Source organism: Lysinibacillus sp. 10T31 (assembly GCF_056394365.1).
Genome location: NZ_JBFTHS010000079.1, coordinates 1 through 15008 on the forward strand (window position 1 = coordinate 1; position 15008 = coordinate 15008).

The following is a 15008-nucleotide window of genomic DNA, read 5'->3' on the forward strand; positions in this document are numbered from 1 at the left end:
TTCCACATAATGCTTGATGATTTCACTCGATACGTTTCCTGCGGTAGATACAAAATAGGAATGTGTTCATTGGCTTGGCAAATGTTGAAGATGAGGAAATTCCTCTCTCAACTTAAATGTATCAGCTTTATTTATAAATGCAACATACAAAAAAGTGCGGAATTTTCGGATACTTGAAGTACCACAAACCTTTCAGTTTTTTAGTAGCACTCCGTATCCGACCTCACTCACATCCCACACCTGAAGGATTGGGCTTTCCCGTTCGGAAAATCTGTAAAGCAAGCTCAACCATAGCTTTTGCACCATCAACTGTATAAAGGAATTCCCTTTTTACCTGCATATTTCCTACAAAATTAGCTTTTTTACCTTGTGCTACATTTTTTAACGTTTCATAAAGTATTGTATTCTCTGCATTTGGTCCATATAAATCCGGGAAATGTACAATTAACGAGGGTACATTACTGTTTTTTAATTTATTTTCCATCATTAAACGAATTTTCCCTTTTTTCGTCTGTGGTTCCTTTCTAGCTTGCTCTATTACAGGGATTGTCGATTGTCTTCCATATGCATAAATATTATCTACAAGTGCTACCTTTGCTCCTCGCCTCTCGGCTATTTTAATCACCATATCTAAGCATCTCATATGAAGCTTTTCCCAATCTTGATACGGAAAACTAATAGCATGAAAAATAATATCCACATCGTTTGAAGCTTTCATCAAATCCTGTTCATTAAATGCATCACCCGAAATAATTTCTACATTTTTGTGATACTGAAAAAGTGCAACTAACTTTTCTTTATTTCTAGCAAATGCCTTCACCTGCAAATTTCGACTTACTAGTTCATTTACTAGTGCATACCCCATACCACCAGATGCCCCAATAACTAATGCTGTTTGCAAACTTTATTCCTCCCCTCATTAATTAACCACCGGTCAAATAACTATTAAAAGAAAGCTCTAGATTTTTTAACTAGAGCTACTTTCTATATGTGTTAAAGCCTTGACTAGATATTTTGCATGTATATCCACTGCTTCTTTCGCTTCCTCATAATTTTTTACATAATGACGATAATGAGTAACAAATCCATGAAGAGCAATGAATGTAGAATGTATATCTGAAATCAGCAGTTCTGTCATTGATAAGGACTGTACAGCTTGTGAAAATTTTGCATAACTAAGGTTCGCTGCCTCTTGCGAAAGCCCATCAATTTCACTATCCCTCATGATAAACATTAATTCATACTGGCTTTGATGATTTAAACCAAACGCCATATAGCCTACAAAAACATTCAGTAGTTTAGTGTTATGATCTTCGGGACCGTTCATATTTTCATCTAAAGTATTATTTAGTTCAGAAAAATAGTCACTTAATATCGCATAAAATATTTCTGCTTTATTTTTAAAATGATAGTAAATAGCCCCATGACTACAACCGAGCTCTTTAGCAATACTACGCATTGATACTTGGTGAAAATCCTTCGTGATAAATTGCTTATGAGCCTCATTTATAATCATTTCTTTCGTCAAATCTTTTGTTGACGGCTTACGTGGCGACATATTATCCTCCTTATTGACCAGTGGTTAATAACTAGTATATAGGTATTTTCATTTTTTGGCAAATAGAGATACTAGTGTGGAACAAAAAATGCAGGAGCTTAAAAAACAACCTCTTACTACTTCAGAGTAGGAGGTTGTTTCTAACGACATTAAATGAGACCCTTCACAACTTTTGAAATAACAGCGCCTTCAGCCTGACCAGTTAACAAAGGTTTTGCAATTTTCATTGCTTCCCCCATGTTCATCCCTTTTACAACGCCAGCTGCCACAAGTTTTTCTGCAATTTCTTCTTCCGTTAATTGCTTCGGTAAAAATGTTTTGAGAAGTGCTAATTTCGCTTCCTCTTTTTCTATTAAGTCAGCTCGCCCTGCATTTTGAGCACCTTCTAACGCCTGATTTGTTTGCTTGACTTCACGATTTATAATAGCCATTTCCTCTTCTGATGATAAAGCTTCTCCCTTTTCTTTTTCAGCTAAGTCTAGGGCAGATTTCAAAAGTGATAATACGCCTTTTGCTAATACATCCTTTTCTCTCATTGCCTGTTTTAATTGTTCAAATACCTCAGTTTTTAACAATGTTTTCACTCCTTCGTTACATTTATTATAACAAAAAAATACCGTAACCTTAAGGGATACGGTAAGCCAATTTAGGAAGTTATGTGGTGGGTTGAATGTGGGCATAGTTAGTCTTTGTGCTAGCACAGCCAAGCCTGGAAGCATTGTTTATCTGCGCGAAAGCGAAGCGACAGCGGCAAATGTTTTCTGTAGCGAAAGCAAAGCGACAGCTACAATTATGCCAAGGTATACTTGCTACTATCTTACCTGTTTTAACATTGATACTTCAGCTTTTGTCGTTAATAAATCCAGTGATAATATTTCAAATTTTGCATCTACAAGATCAATTTTTCGACTTAAATTTTGTTCAACTTTTTCTAATCTTGTTTCCACTTCTTCAATTTTTTCATCTAATCTCTTTTCGACCGCTTCAATCTGTTGCTGAAGATCTGATTTCATGTCTTGCATCTGCTTCGAAAGCTCTAAAATTGCTTGAAGGATCGTATGTTGGTTTACTTCTTGTTCCATTTTTGAATTCCTCCGCTCTCTTTTATATTCATTACATAATCTATTAATTTCACAGCATTAATTACATTGACATAAATAAAAAAGGTAGAGTTACACTAGCAACTCTACCTGTCATTCTATCTATCGTTTATTCCAAAGTCAAAATATTAATAAATGAAGTTTGTCAAGTATTCATCCGTTAATTTAATTGCAGGAGACCTTACAATCACTTTTCAAATTGCCATTACTTCCAACCGAGGAAATAATACTGACTGCAATAGCAATATCCAGTGAATTATTAGTCTCTACCATTTACCCAATAGACAAAACCAATAACAGCTCCCCCGATAATATTACCTAGTGTTACAGGTATTAAATTTGAAATGGCTCCAGCAAACGATACGAGTTCACCATGAGGTACTAAAAGAGCAAGGGAAAACAATGTCATATTTGCTATACAATGCTCAAATCCAATTGTGACAAAAGGGAAAATACAGCAGAAAATCATCACTAATTTCCCAGTCTCTGTTTTTAATTTATAGGTACACCATACGGCTAAGCATACAAGCAAATTACATAAAATACCTCGACATAAAAGTTCAACGAAGCTACCACTCATCTTAGCTGTAGCCAATTTTTCAATGTAAGCTGCTATGTCTCCACTTGCTAGCCCCGAGTAAAAAAATAATGCTGCTGCTAAAAGAGAACCAAAGAAGTTTCCTATGTAACTAAATGTCCAAATGCTCAACATCTCTAATGGTGATGATTTTTTTGATAGTGTACTAACCGTTAACACTAGATTATCACCGGTAAATAAATTGGCCCCAGCCATCATGACCATACTAAGTGCCACACCAAATGCTAATCCTTGTACGATCTTCATACTCGGTACGCCAGCTGGACTTAATAAGCCTCCAATAGTAGTGATGAGCAAAATTCCAAATCCGATAAAAAGTCCGCCAAAAATAGCTAACAATAAATAATTAACAGGCTTTTGCTTCATCATGTTAATTTTTGTTTCAGCTGTTATACAAACTGAAGAAATTGTTTCTTTCATTCTTTCATCTCCCAAACAACATCAAGCTAATTTAATAGCTCATTTTTAACGCTAGTCTCAAGTAGTCACCCAGTTTCCACTCTAACCAACTTATATACAAGGCTTACATTTTAACAAATATTATTCCAAAATATCATTAATTAGCAAATTTAAAGTAAATTCCTCCAAATATACTTATATTCATGCACTTTAAAGATTACTTTAGGATCTCTTTTAGTTTATTTGGATTAAAAAGGGTTAGTTAGAATTTATCGCTAAGAAGACATCAATTTTTGTTTCAGGCTACTCACTTTCGAATAGAAGCATTGTCAATAATAAAATCCATATTTCTCCTATTACTACACCAAGGAAAAATTAATTTGTAGATTGGATTAATTATTTTTTTCTATCGCTACATTCAATCTTTCTATCAGGAATTTTATTGCTTATAAGGATTTATCATGATACGATTCCATCAATTCCTACAAAACAAGTTTGTTAAGTAGGCTAAATTAAAGGGGTTGATTGGGATGGGTCAAATTGTCACTAATAAGATTAAACAATCTATTACAGAATTAATCGGTCATACACCACTTTTAGCATTAAATCAGTATGTAAAAGAGCAACAGCTAGAAACCGAAATTATTGTAAAGCTAGAGTATTTTAATCCTGCTAATAGTGTGAAGGATCGTGTTGCTAAAGCGATGATTGAGGATGCTGAAGCTCGTGGTGTATTGACAAAGGATAAAACGATAATCGAAACAACAAGTGGCAATACTGGTATAGGACTAGCAGCAATTGCAGCTGCAAAAGGCTATAAGCTTCGAATTTACATGCAGGATGGTGTAAGCGAAGAGCGTACAAAGGTAGTTAAGGCATACGGAACGGAGGTTGTACCTTTTTCAGATGTCCCAGAAATGGTAGCTGCCTTTGAGGAAACAGATGGTGACTTTGTTGAAACGATTAAAGTATTTCGAGAAACAGTCGTTGAACATGAAGAAAATGTTGTATTTTTAAATCAACTTGATAATGATGCCAACCCAAATATTCATAAGTTAACAACTGGTCCTGAAGTCTTGGAGGATACAGACGGACAAATTGATATTTTTGTGGCGGCGATTGGTACAGGTGGTACGATAAGTGGTGCTGGTGCATACTTAAAATCTAAAAATTCAGATATCCAGATCATTGGTGTAGAGCCTGCTGTTAATTCCATTGCAACAGTTGAAAATCCAGATATTATTGAAATCACAGGTGTTCACCGCTTCTCTGATGCTGACGAGGCTCGTGTGCCATCGAATGTTCATTTAGAAATAATTGATGAAGTACTCGAGGTGGAAACTGCACAAGCTTATGAGGCTGCACGTGCAGTTGCGAAATCAGATGGTCTATTAGTAGGTACATCATCAGGCGCTGCTTTATTTGCTGCCACAACCCTTGCAAAACGCCCAGAGAACAAAGGGAAACGGATTGTCGTTATCCTACCCGATACTGGTCTACGATATTTATCAACAGATTTATTTTAGAAACAAGCGCGCCGAAGAAAAGCGCATTAGAATTAGACACCCAAAAAAAAACGAAGGGTAAAATAAATTACCCTTCGTTCATATTAATAACTTGATCAATTATGTCTCGGCATAATTGCGTCCGGAATCGGCTTTGTGCTTAGGCATGCAGATTTTTTTGTGCGAAAGCATCGATGCCGCTTGATGCCAACATAGAAGTACGACACCGTATTCAATATCATTTAAGGCACCTTCATAGCGATACACTTTCCCACCAATCGTCACGAGATCGGTGTCATCTTTTTTGATATGCGTTGCGAATTGTTTGGCTTGAATACAGATGCCTTGTGGATACAAAATACGGTTCGTTTTGAGTGCGCCGATGACATGCGTGCCTTTTGAGAGTGCGGCTTCAATGATCGTACGTGATGTATATCAGCTATCGCACAATAAATACGTCGGCTGTTTTAATAGTGGCAGTTGGTTCATCATGTCTAACGAAAGTTGAATTTTACTGTCGGTTGTCTCTTTATCGAATAATCAAAAATCGTAAGAATATGCGTGTTGCCCTGATTTCATCATCAGTTGATCTCAGCTCTCACGCTTTTCCCGCTGAAGTCGCCGCCCTCCGTTCCATGTTTTTTTATCAATATATACTGATTCAAGAACAGATTTTGGTGTAGAGCCATTTTCAAGATGATTTTTTAAAAAAACATAAAATTTTACATCAATTGGGTTAAATTGGATTTAAGTGCTTGTTGTAAAAAGTATATACTTCGAGATTCTGCGTCCAATTAATATTCAACAAAATAAACAGCCAGTCCCCGGTGAAATACCGCGAACTGGCTGTTTTTTATACTAACTTCAATATAAATGCAAGCACCTTTTCCACTTGACCCTCAACTCTATCAAAGCTTACCGCTTACTACTTATTGGCTTCATATACTTTCAATAACTTACCTTTGATTGTTGTTTTCTTCATGTTTTTTAAAACAATCGGGCCTTTATCATTTAATATTTCTACATAAGTAAAAGCATCTGTAATGGTAATAATGCCTATATCCTCGACTGTTACACCATCGATTTTGGCAATCGTCCCGACGAAATCTACAGCTCTTAGCTTCTTTTTCTTACCACCATTAAAATATAGCTTCATGATTTGCTCGTTCAGCTTTTCACTTTTCGCCTTTTTCAGGGTTGGTTCAATATCCATTTTCGCTTCAAAAGCTGCTTTCTTTTTTAAAGCATCTTCTTCAGTTGGCACTACTTTATTTGGAATTTTAAAACCAATATAGTCTTCAATTTCACTTAAAAAACGATCTTCAAACGGCGTTACAAGCGTAATTGCTTTCCCTTTTAAACCTGCTCGTCCAGTTCTTCCCGTACGATGGACGTAACTTTCTTTTTCTAATGGCAGATCATAGTTAATGACATGTGTGATATTATCAATATCAATCCCTCGAGCCGCTACGTCTGTGGCAACTAAATATCTAAAATCGCCTCTTTTAAAATCATTCATCACTTCAAGTCGTACATCCTGTATCATACCGCCATGAATTTTATCACAGCTATATCCGAAATTGATTAACTGCTCACATAACGTATCGACTCTATCCTTTGTGCGGCAAAAAATGATACAGCTATCTGGATTTTCAACAATCGTAACTTTGCGCAGCAGGGATAGTTTTAGTTCTTCATCCACTACGTAAAGGGAATGATCAATTTTATCTGTTGTTAATCCCGTAGCTTGAATTTCTACATCAGTAGGTGTTTTCATATATTTAAGAGCTAAGTCTTTTACCTTCTCTGGCAACGTAGCTGAAAATAACATCGTCACACGATTTTGAGGCACTTGTTTAATAATGGCTTCGACTTGTTCTATGAACCCCATATTCAACATTTCGTCCGCCTCATCAATGACAAGATAACGTATTTTGTCTAAGACAAGCGTGCCTCTTTCAATATGATCTAACATGCGTCCCGGCGTACCAACAACAACATGTGTTTTTTGCTTTAGCTCTGTTTTTTGAATGGCAATCGGCTGTTTTCCATAAACCGCTGTTGCTTTAATGCGCTTCAGTCTGCCAATATTCGTAAAATCCTCTTTTACTTGAACAGCAAGCTCCCTTGTCGGAGTTAACACTAAGGCTTGCGGTTTGTTTTCTAGCCAATCAATGGCTTCGCAAATTGGAATCCCGTAAGATGCAGTTTTTCCACTACCTGTTTGTGATTTTACAACAAGATCTGTTTTTGCTAATGCTAACGGAATGACCTTACTCTGAACTTCTGTTGGTTGTTCATATCCTAAGCTATCCAGTGCCATTATTATTTCATTACTTAATTCATAATCTTTAAACCTTTTTTTACTCATAATTAAGCCTCATTTATGTTCAATTATTTTTACTATTTCTGAAAGATAATTACCTAACATAGACTCCCATTATACATACGAAAGTGAATAATAACTACTCTCGGAGTTATTACAACTTTCCGAATTATCAGTTTACTTTCTATCCATTAGGCTTTCTAAGACATTCTCCTGCGAAAATATTTACAATTTGAACAGATGGAATGATCCAGTCCTTGCATTGTGAATAGATAGATCATGACATGTATATAGTGCACTTACATGTTACCTATTCATAAAAGAAGGACGTTGTATTAGCAATTTTAATTAATTATTTTTTTCTATTACTATATTCAATCTTTCTATCTGAAATTTTATTACTTATAAGGATTTATCGTGATACGATTCCATCAATTCCCACAAAACAAGTTTGTTAAGTAGGCAAAAGATAAGGGGTTGATTGAGATGGGTCAAATTGTAACGAATAAGATTAAACAATCTATTACAGAATTAATCGGTCATACACCACTATTAGCATTAAATCAGTATATAAAAGAGCAACAGCTAGAAGCCGAAATTATCGTAAAGCTAGAATATTTAAATCCTGCTAACAGTGTAAAAGATCGTGTTGCAAAAGCGATGATCGAGGATGCTGAAGCTCGTGGTGTATTGACAAAGGATAAAACAATAATCGAAACAACAAGTGGCAATACTGGTATTGGTCTAGCAGCAATTGCAGCTACAAAAGGCTATAAGCTTCGAATTCACATGCAGGATGGAGTTAGTGAAGAGCGTACGAAAGTTATAAATGCATACGGCACGGAGGTTGTCCCTTTTTCAGATGTTCCAGAAATGGTAGCTGCCTTTGAGGAAACAGAGGGTGACTTTGTTGAAACGATTAAAGTATTTCGAGAAACGGTCGTTGAACAAGAAGAAAATGTTGTGTTTTTAAATCAGCTTGATAATGATGCCAATCCAAATGTTCATAAGTTAACCACTGGTCCTGAAATTTGGGAGGATACAGACGGACAAATTGATATCTTTGTGGCAACAATCGGCACAGGTGGTACGATAAGTGGTGCTGGTGCATACTTAAAATCTAAAAATCCAAATATCCAGATCATTGGTGTAGAGCCTGCTGTTAATTCCATTGCAACAGTTGATAATCCAGATATCATTGAAATCACAGGTGTTCACCGCTTCTCCGATGCAGACGAGGCTCGTGTACCATCGAATGTTCATTTAGAAATAATTGATGAAGTACTGGAGGTAGAAACTGCACAAGCTTATGAGGCGGCACGCGCAGTTGCGAAATCAGATGGTATATTAGTAGGTACTTCATCAGGTGCTGCTTTATTTGCCGCCACAGCTCTTGCAAAACGTGCAGAGAACAGAGGAAAACGAATTGTCGTTATCCTACCTGATACTGGTCTGCGATATTTATCAACAGATTTATTTTAGAAAAAAGCGTTAGTTAAGAGTAGCACACTTGCATAGACACACTATAAAAACGAAGGGTAAAATAAATTACCCTTCGTTCATATTAATAACTTGTTAAAAAAATCTTTCCTTTAGTATTTTTAGACGATTCAACGGCCGTTATCGCGTTTTTAAAGTCTAACAAATCATAATGAGAATCAACCGCCATCATTTTTAACTTACCACTATTAACTAGATGGATTAAGTGATGAAATGTATCTTGCCATCTTTCTACCGATACTTGCTTATTCCAATGACGCAAATGGAACATATTTGCCTTTACATTTGCCTCTTTAACGATTTTCTGCCAATTCACTTGTACACCTGATAAAAGACCAATAGCTAAAAAATCCCCTCCAGATTTCAGGCAGAAAGCAAGATCATTGCCTGCTGCCCCTCCAATAGAATCAATAGCAGCATCAGCACCTCTACCATTTGTTAGTTCCATTACTGTCTCATAGAGCGGTGCTTTTGAAGTATCTATTACATAGGAAGCGCCAAGCTGAATTAAATCGTCCGTATGTCTATTATTTCTCGTTACCGCGATTAGTTGAAAACCTAACAATTTTGCTAGTTGAGCAAATATATGTCCAATTGCAGACCCACAAGCATTCACTAATAAAACATCATTTGGCTGCAATTGTAATATATCCGTACAAGTTACCCAAGCTGTCATTGGGTTGATATACATTTGTGCTGCAGTAAAATCATCTATAGAATCTGGAATAGGCACTGCAAATTCTGCGCTTGTTTTTACAATCTCCTGCCAAGTTCCTTCTCCTCGTAAAGGTAATACACGCTTTCCGATAAGATTTTGAGAAAAATATGGACCTACACCCTCTACAATACCGACCCCTTCATAGCCAGGAATAGTTGGTAAAGAAATTCGATGAGCATAACTCCCCCATATTGGTATTAAATCAGAAGGGTTAATAGGTCGTGTCAACATTCGAACAAGAATTTCCTGCTCTTGAGGAGGTTGAATCGTTTTATTTTCGAACTTCAAAACCTCTCGTGGACTTCCAAATTCATATAACTTAATGCTTTTTGCTTTCAAAAAATTAACTCCTTATGATTGATTAATAGCATTTTTTCAACTACTCCAAAATAAAACCTTCAGGAGAGCTTTCTTCATCCTCACCGATTATTAATTTTCACCAATCGGGATTATATGAGCTGCTTTTCTCCCGCTTAATTTCTTTGCTATCGCGAATAGTAAATATTCCCCTAATTACTTTTCGAATAAATATACAATATGTTTTTTATTCAATGATAATTATAAGGAGACTTAATGGTCTGATGGTGTTTTTAAAGCTGTGAAATGGTAAAATCGCCATCTTCGGTCATGCATAGTTGTAGGTTTTTATTGATTTCTATCTTAATAGGACTAACAATTGCTTTTTTGTTAGAAAAATACCAAACACGTTCACTTGGTCCTAAAAGTAAATTTGCGCCATCCTCATAATTCCCCATAAACGTGAGAGCATTTGAGTGAATTTCCTTATGATTCATTGGAGTTATACCGTATTCTTTTAAACTATCGGCTACTGAATAAATAGCATCCGTCGTTAAATTCATTTCGGCAATATTTAATATATGCTCGGGTGAAAAAGACTCTACATCCTGTTTTGGATTTACTTCCTGTCTTGAAATGAGCTCAATAATATTTCCTTCTGGATCATAAAAATAACAAGAATGAGCCTTTAATGTATCAAAATATACTTCATCCTGTCCCTCCGAAAATAATAATTCTGCATATTCTTTTACCCAGCTTTTCGCTTGTTTAAATAAATTACATGGAATATTTAACGCAAAATGATATTGTTTTTTTACCAAATACGGTATTTTTTCAAAAGTGATAATACTTTCGCCAACAGCTATATCAAAAAAATTATTTGTATTCTTTATTAATGTAAATCCTAAATGATTGCAGTAAAATTCCTTCATTTTATGTACATCATACACATATAGTTTCACCTTTGTAATCTTCATCGTAAAACATCTCCTTTGCAATTGTTAGCATTTACTATACTTACTAAAATAAATACAGACCTCATGCAAAAGAATGAAAATTACTTTATAGTTGGATACGATCGCCTCTACTATTTGGTTGTGAAATGACCAAAAACTCTACCTCTTCCTCTGAATCATTACGCATCTGGTGCGGTTTAAAGGGTGGAACTTCAATTCCTTCATTTTTTTGTAACACAATTAGTTCTCCGTCGATATCGATTGTTGCTGTTCCAGATAGCACAAAGAAAAATTGTTGTGCTTGATGGTGATAATGATTTACCTCTACTGTTTTAGCAGGCATACGCTCATGAATAATACTGAGGTCATTATTCTTCACTAAATGCCAGCCATCACATTGTTCTCCCCATATATAATGTTCAGCATACTGTTGCAAATTTTCGAAACTGATATCGCCTTCCTTTAATTTTGATTGCTATGGATATTTACCTAATATTTCTATAAAATATAAATAAGTATATTAACTATCACGCAGTAAGGGGTGGGATCGTTGAATATCAAAAAACAATTGCTGGGCACTGCTCTCGGCTATATGCTGGCATTATTAATTGCATACATCTTTTTCGATTATTTTTCTTGGTCGTTTACTCTAGGTTCTATTATAGGTATTTGTTTATTTGCTCTAATTTTAGTGTTCTTGAAAAGGAGATAAATCCCCTTTTCATAATGTATTTAATAATTTTTCGAACTTGTTTGCACTTAGGATTTCATGTGTCATAAAATCACCATTGTAAAACAGTCCAAAGGTAGTCCATATGATAGGTGCATTCTGTGCTTCATCTTTCGTCATTAGTTGATATGCATGAAAAGGAATGCCCCTTTTCTCTGCCAATTTTTTTAAATCATTTATAACGCCTACTGCAAACGGACATTGAGCAGTGAAATATATCACAATACCACTGTTATTAGATAAAGGATTTTTCACCTGCAGTTTAAAGGAAGGATCATCGGCACAATCGTTAAATTTATAGACAGCTAGCTGAAAATAAGGTGCTGCTTGATCTACAATTTTAAATCCCAAATGTTCAAAAAAACGCTTATCACTTAGAAATGGAAGCTTTTTCTCCCCTACTATATGTACGATGCCATCCATCCCTTGCGCTAATGCATCTTCCTTACACTTCTCAAACAATCGTCTAGCATGGTTTTGATTTTTGTATTTGCCAGAAACCCATAGGCAATTAATATACATATAATTCGGTGCATCGATAGGAACCCAAGCTTGATTTGCCGGTAAATATTCAATAAACACTTTTGCCCGGTCGTTTAAACGATAAAAAACTAGCCCCTCATCCATACGGTTCATCAACCATTCTTTCTTTTCCTTTACCGCTTCCTCGTATTGCTTCGAACCAAGAGCGCAACATATATGCTCCTGTTCAACATTGTTCCTAGTAATTTGAATATAATCCACTCTACTATCCGCCCCTTTACTAACCCAATTTGGTACCACTATTTATTATATCGAAGGTAAAAAATGGATGGCAATTCCTTTTCAATTTTATTAACTATTCTCTAGATTTCACGGCAAAAAAATGAACAATTGGAAAACTAACAGTTATCAAATCCTAGATATTCTTTTAGATTAAATTAACCTTATCACATCTACACATAATATAGTCAGTATGCTTCTCTTGCTTTATGACGCTATTTTCTCAAAGGCCGTAGCTAGCGAATCAATCCCATTTTTCGGGTATATAAATTTTCATTAAAAATGGTTAATTATTTTCCTTTATACAACTTTTTTTCACGCTAGTTATTTAATAGGAATTAGGAAAAAACGTTGCTATAGACCCACTCAAAGTTTACTTGGTATCATAGATCTACATATATCAGGAGGTGATTTCAGGTGAATTCATCAAAAATTGCATTTTTATCAGTTTTAAGTAATTCTACTGTTGTCATATTAAAAAATATCGTTGGATTGTTCACTGGATCAGTTGCAATTTTATCGGAGGCAATCCATTCACTTCTAGACTTACTCGCCTCTTTTATTGCCTTTCTCTCCGTACGAATTTCCAGTAAACCAGCTGATAAAGAGCACCCCTACGGACATGGAAAGGTTGAAAATATTTCAGGAACAATTGAAACACTTTTAATTTTTGTTGCCGGGATTTGGATTATTTATGAATGTATTCATAAAATTGTCACTCCCACACCAATCAAACTCCCAGTTTTAGGTATACTGGTCATGTTATTTGGCGCCTTTATTAATTTTGTTGTATCAAGGATTGTTTATAGAACTGCAAAGAATACCAACTCTGTTGCCATGAAATCAAATGCACTGCATTTACTTACAGATGTCTATACATCATTGGGTGTTGCATTGAGTTTATTGATTGTCCATTTAACTGGTTGGTACATTTTAGACCCGATAATCGGAATAATATTAGCATGTTATATTATGGTGGAAGCTTTCAAACTGATGAAAGAAACATTTCCTCCATTAATGGATGCACGATTATCAAAGGAAGAGGAAAACCAAATTATTCAAATTATTGAATCATTTAAAGATGAATACATTGAGTATCACGATTTTCGAACTAGACGTTCTGGTGCGGAAGAATACATCGATTTCCATTTAGTCGTAGCATCAAATGAAAGCATTGAAACCGTTCATGATTTATGTGATCGTATTGAAGAAAGGATTAATAACCTTTTTCATCAAGCCAATATTCTTATTCACATAGAACCGGAGAATGAAAAAACAAATGAATGATTTGCAAATGACCAGGTCTTTTTAAAAGTACCTGGTTATTTGTTTAAATGCTAAATACATTTAACTTTTTCATTTTATCATTTACAATAATATTACATTCATTCTAAAAGGAGGATGCTATTTGGAGAGAATTAACATAAAACGTCCTCAGCCAACAGATACTGAAAAGTTGCATGAGTTTTTTCTTCTTGTGATTACCGATACATTTGCAAAAGAAGGTCTTTCAGGGCTACATGATGATCAAAAAGATGAATGGGAAATAAAAAAACTTTATTTACAATGGGATTTGGAGAGCCAAGGAGAAAAACGATTTTTCTGGATAGCAATAAATGAGGATACTGAGGAAATTATTGGTACAATTGAATATGGCGTAGCGAATGAATTGATTCAAAAAACAGTAAAGGAAGATCTAACAGACTTTCCTGAGATTGGGACGGTTTTTGTCCACCCTAACTATCAAAAACGTGGGATAGGATCATTATTATTTCAAAAAATGGTCACTACGTTAGAGAGGAAAAATGTAAAAGGTTTTTGTTTAGATAGTGGCTACAAACAGGCTCAAATTTTTTGGCAGAAAAAATTTGGGAAGCCACAATTTTTATTGGAACATTATTGGAATGAAAATAGCCATCATATGATTTGGCAGCGAAATATCCCATTATAAAAAAGGAGGAAAAAATTTATGCAATACAAAATCTCACAAGAACAAAATGAACGTAAAAAATCTTTGATTGATAATAAGCTTTACGAATACAATTTAAAACATTTTCCAAAAGATTTAAGAGGTCGATATCAAGAAATTAGCCTCTTCCTTACAGATGAAAATGATCAAATCTGTGGTGGTATATTGGGGGAAATTTGTTGGAATTGGTTAGAGATACATACACTTATGATTGATGAGGATATTCGTGGACTAGGCTATGGATCTAAATTGTTATTAGAAATTGAACAAATTGCTTTGAATAATAAATGTGATTTCATAAAGGTAGATACTTTAAGTTTTCAAGCTTTAGATTTTTATCAAAATCACGGATATCAAATCTACGGTACATTGGACAACGTCGGAAGGGATCATAAGCATTACTATTTAAAAAAGGATCTTTCATAGGATTTTCCTTTTGATACTCCCACCCCTAAAGGGACAAGCTGACTAATGTCAGTGGGATTCCTGAGTAACTATGCGTTCGCAGTCCATTTCTGTTTTGAACAGTTCTCAAGATTGGGGTATCCCATTACCCCTCCCTATCCAGTGCATATAGCAGATAGGGCTAC

15 protein-coding genes and 1 pseudogene are annotated in these 15008 nt (G+C 35.2%); 5 read left to right on the forward strand and 11 right to left on the reverse strand.

Annotated features, from left to right (window positions below):
- The 6 genes and pseudogenes from AC1DCY_RS25325 to AC1DCY_RS25350 form a co-directional block, all read right to left on the reverse strand.
- A pseudogene (locus tag AC1DCY_RS25325) lies at positions 1 to 114 on the reverse strand (transposase); the annotation flags it as partial.
- Positions 115 to 223: 109 nt separating this feature from the next.
- Positions 224 to 901, reverse strand: coding sequence for an SDR family NAD(P)-dependent oxidoreductase (locus AC1DCY_RS25330; RefSeq protein ID WP_477354933.1), 678 nt, complete (start codon positions 899 to 901; stop codon positions 224 to 226).
- 66 nt (positions 902 to 967) lie between these two features.
- Complete coding sequence (locus tag AC1DCY_RS25335; protein WP_477354936.1) at positions 968 to 1558, reverse strand: TetR/AcrR family transcriptional regulator; 591 nt, start codon at positions 1556 to 1558, stop codon at positions 968 to 970.
- A gap of 149 nt (positions 1559 to 1707) precedes the next feature.
- Entirely contained in the window at positions 1708 to 2133 is a 426-nt protein-coding gene (locus AC1DCY_RS25340) for a GatB/YqeY domain-containing protein (RefSeq protein ID WP_387082104.1), read from the reverse strand.
- A 237-nt stretch (positions 2134 to 2370) separates the two neighbouring features.
- A complete protein-coding gene (locus AC1DCY_RS25345; RefSeq protein ID WP_477354939.1) occupies positions 2371 to 2640 on the reverse strand; it encodes a hypothetical protein in 270 nt (89 codons plus the stop codon).
- Between the two features lie 277 nt (positions 2641 to 2917).
- Positions 2918 to 3676, reverse strand: a complete 759-nt coding sequence (locus AC1DCY_RS25350; RefSeq protein ID WP_477354942.1) for a formate/nitrite transporter family protein — start codon at positions 3674 to 3676, stop codon at positions 2918 to 2920.
- A 509-nt stretch (positions 3677 to 4185) separates the two neighbouring features.
- Here AC1DCY_RS25350 and AC1DCY_RS25355 point away from each other — a divergent pair.
- Positions 4186 to 5181 (forward strand): PLP-dependent cysteine synthase family protein, encoded by a 996-nt coding sequence (locus tag AC1DCY_RS25355; RefSeq protein WP_477354945.1) that lies wholly within the window; start codon positions 4186 to 4188, stop codon positions 5179 to 5181.
- A gap of 904 nt (positions 5182 to 6085) precedes the next feature.
- Here AC1DCY_RS25355 and AC1DCY_RS25360 read toward each other — a convergent pair.
- Positions 6086 to 7531, reverse strand: coding sequence for a DEAD/DEAH box helicase (locus tag AC1DCY_RS25360; protein WP_376076445.1), 1446 nt, complete (start codon positions 7529 to 7531; stop codon positions 6086 to 6088).
- Between the two features lie 441 nt (positions 7532 to 7972).
- Here AC1DCY_RS25360 and AC1DCY_RS25365 point away from each other — a divergent pair, with 441 nt between their 5' ends.
- Complete coding sequence (locus tag AC1DCY_RS25365; protein ID WP_477354948.1) at positions 7973 to 8968, forward strand: PLP-dependent cysteine synthase family protein; 996 nt, start codon at positions 7973 to 7975, stop codon at positions 8966 to 8968.
- Positions 8969 to 9050: 82 nt separating this feature from the next.
- Here AC1DCY_RS25365 and AC1DCY_RS25370 read toward each other — a convergent pair whose 3' ends face one another.
- From AC1DCY_RS25370 to AC1DCY_RS25385, 4 genes are all read right to left on the reverse strand, one after another.
- Positions 9051 to 10043 (reverse strand): zinc-dependent alcohol dehydrogenase family protein, encoded by a 993-nt coding sequence (locus tag AC1DCY_RS25370; protein WP_477354951.1) that lies wholly within the window; start codon positions 10041 to 10043, stop codon positions 9051 to 9053.
- Positions 10044 to 10294: 251 nt separating this feature from the next.
- On the reverse strand, positions 10295 to 10978 hold the full coding sequence (locus AC1DCY_RS25375; protein WP_386843556.1) for a VOC family protein: 684 nt from the start codon (positions 10976 to 10978) through the stop codon (positions 10295 to 10297).
- An 85-nt stretch (positions 10979 to 11063) separates the two neighbouring features.
- Positions 11064 to 11393 carry a cupin domain-containing protein gene (locus AC1DCY_RS25380; protein WP_477354955.1) on the reverse strand — a complete coding sequence of 110 codons (330 nt, stop codon included), beginning with the start codon at positions 11391 to 11393 and terminating at the stop codon, positions 11064 to 11066.
- A gap of 285 nt (positions 11394 to 11678) precedes the next feature.
- Positions 11679 to 12431, reverse strand: a complete 753-nt coding sequence (locus tag AC1DCY_RS25385) for a GNAT family N-acetyltransferase (RefSeq protein ID WP_477354958.1) — start codon at positions 12429 to 12431, stop codon at positions 11679 to 11681.
- A gap of 435 nt (positions 12432 to 12866) precedes the next feature.
- On the opposite strand from AC1DCY_RS25385, the gene AC1DCY_RS25390 reads away from it, so the two are divergent.
- The 3 genes from AC1DCY_RS25390 to AC1DCY_RS25400 all read left to right on the forward strand — a co-directional run bounded on the left by AC1DCY_RS25390 (position 12867) and on the right by AC1DCY_RS25400 (position 14844).
- Positions 12867 to 13736, forward strand: coding sequence for a cation diffusion facilitator family transporter (locus AC1DCY_RS25390; protein WP_477354961.1), 870 nt, complete (start codon positions 12867 to 12869; stop codon positions 13734 to 13736).
- A gap of 121 nt (positions 13737 to 13857) precedes the next feature.
- Positions 13858 to 14400, forward strand: coding sequence for a GNAT family N-acetyltransferase (locus AC1DCY_RS25395; RefSeq protein WP_477354964.1), 543 nt, complete (start codon positions 13858 to 13860; stop codon positions 14398 to 14400).
- Between the two features lie 18 nt (positions 14401 to 14418).
- On the forward strand, positions 14419 to 14844 hold the full coding sequence (locus tag AC1DCY_RS25400; RefSeq protein WP_477354967.1) for a GNAT family N-acetyltransferase: 426 nt from the start codon (positions 14419 to 14421) through the stop codon (positions 14842 to 14844).
- Positions 14845 to 15008: the final 164 nt, after the last annotated feature.

What these genes read in the sequence shown, in the direction of transcription:
- AC1DCY_RS25350 (WP_477354942.1), bottom strand. Translation starts at nt 3,676, where the DNA reads ATGAAAGAAACAATTTCTTCAGTTTGTATAACAGCTGAAACAAAAATT.
- AC1DCY_RS25365 (WP_477354948.1), top strand. Translation starts at nt 7,973, where the DNA reads ATGGGTCAAATTGTAACGAATAAGATTAAACAATCTATTACAGAATTA.
- AC1DCY_RS25335 (WP_477354936.1), bottom strand. Translation starts at nt 1,558, where the DNA reads ATGTCGCCACGTAAGCCGTCAACAAAAGATTTGACGAAAGAAATGATT.
- AC1DCY_RS25400 (WP_477354967.1), top strand. Translation starts at nt 14,419, where the DNA reads ATGCAATACAAAATCTCACAAGAACAAAATGAACGTAAAAAATCTTTG.
- AC1DCY_RS25355 (WP_477354945.1), top strand. Translation starts at nt 4,186, where the DNA reads ATGGGTCAAATTGTCACTAATAAGATTAAACAATCTATTACAGAATTA.
- AC1DCY_RS25345 (WP_477354939.1), bottom strand. Translation starts at nt 2,640, where the DNA reads ATGGAACAAGAAGTAAACCAACATACGATCCTTCAAGCAATTTTAGAG.
- AC1DCY_RS25375 (WP_386843556.1), bottom strand. Translation starts at nt 10,978, where the DNA reads ATGAAGATTACAAAGGTGAAACTATATGTGTATGATGTACATAAAATG.
- AC1DCY_RS25360 (WP_376076445.1), bottom strand. Translation starts at nt 7,531, where the DNA reads ATGAGTAAAAAAAGGTTTAAAGATTATGAATTAAGTAATGAAATAATA.